General features: G+C 36.1%; 2 protein-coding genes. Both read right to left on the bottom strand.

The genetic code is table 11. From position 1 onward, the window contains the following. Positions 1–167: 167 nt before the first annotated feature. Positions 168–647 carry an NUDIX hydrolase gene (locus HMPREF2811_RS03645; RefSeq protein ID WP_071408152.1) on the bottom strand — a complete coding sequence of 160 codons (480 nt, stop codon included), beginning with the start codon at positions 645–647 and terminating at the stop codon, positions 168–170. A gap of 157 nt (positions 648–804) precedes the next feature. After that, a partial coding sequence (locus HMPREF2811_RS03650) for a DDE-type integrase/transposase/recombinase (RefSeq protein ID WP_141749247.1) occupies positions 805–1,345 on the bottom strand: 541 nt, incomplete at its 5' end.

The raw sequence follows: 1,345 nt of genomic DNA on the forward strand, positions 1-1,345 counted from the left end.
CCGCCAAGTTAACGCCCATGCTGGGCGCACATGGAAAATGGCACTAGCCAAATGATTTCGACTAATGCCATTTGTAATAGCTATTTTAAATTGACTTGTTCGGTAGCTGAACACATCTTATTTGAACTAAATTAGGTCGGTCAAAAATTTACTTTAGTTTGGTTTAGTTAAAGATCTTTTTGCACATAATGAATAATCTCGTTACTTGATAAGATGGTCTTAATGTGGTTTTTGATAAAGTCTGGTTTAATATTAAATTGGTCGATTTTTTCTAAAGGAATCCAAACTATTTTTTCTTTGAGATCCGTTTCAGATGGTAGGTTGTGAATATGGTCAACCTTCACCACATAATAAAACTCTAACGTATGTCGGATTTTATCAGCCTCCGCGCCTATCCCTTCATGAAAGAAATTTTCGCAAACAACTGCTAACCGCGTTACTTGACTAGTTAAGCCTGTTTCTTCAAATAATTCTCTTTCAACCGCACTAGCAGACGTCTCGCCTATTTGAACTCCGCCACCAATCATATAAAAATAATTACCGATTTTATTTTCAACGAATAACATTTTTTGTTCATGAATAATAATGCCCGCGCTCCGATAGCGAAACCATGTGTGTTCATGGTCAATTACACAATCATTTAACATATAAACCCTCCTTGTACCAAAAACTTATACTATTTAATTTGAGTGTTTATTTTATCATTTTTCTAAGACAGTGCAAAGAGGGGATACACTCACTCAGCCTCATATATTGTATAGTAGTCAATCATTTGTGACAAACGCTTATAATGACTCGCTCTGATTAAGCGACTTTCTGATACGCCTCTACCACTTGGTTTGGACTTTTAAAACCAAGTGTTTTAGTAACCACATTATTTTGTCGTCGATAATATCGTTGATGTGCCTTAATTAGCTCTTCAACACTTCTAAATTCTCGTCTATTGTAAAATCGTTCTGTATCCATTCGATGGCTTCGTTCGACTTTTCCATTTTGCCATGGACTATACGGTCTCGTTTTTTTATACTCGATTCCTTTTCGCTTTAGAATCTTCTCGAATATTGTTTCTGGCGAACTTGGATCGTCTCCATTTGTAAATTCCTTCCCATTGTCCGTTTGAATGCAGTTGATTTTAAATCCTATCCCTTCTTCTAACTCCAATGAAAAATGTGCCGTATGTGTCACGCTTTTCTCGTCTACTATCTTACAATACCGTTTGCGTGAATACTCATCGATTGCCGTTATCTGGTAATATCTGATTCCGTGTGTATCAAACCTTAAACATTCTCTTGGGACATACTTAATATCGATTTGTACTTTTTCTCCCAGATATCTCACTTCTGTT

It is taken from the genome of Globicatella sp. HMSC072A10 (assembly GCF_001811625.1).
Lineage (GTDB): Bacteria > Bacillota > Bacilli > Lactobacillales > Aerococcaceae > Globicatella > Globicatella sanguinis.

What these genes read in the sequence shown, in the direction of transcription:
- HMPREF2811_RS03645 (WP_071408152.1), bottom strand. Translation starts at nt 647, where the DNA reads ATGTTAAATGATTGTGTAATTGACCATGAACACACATGGTTTCGCTAT.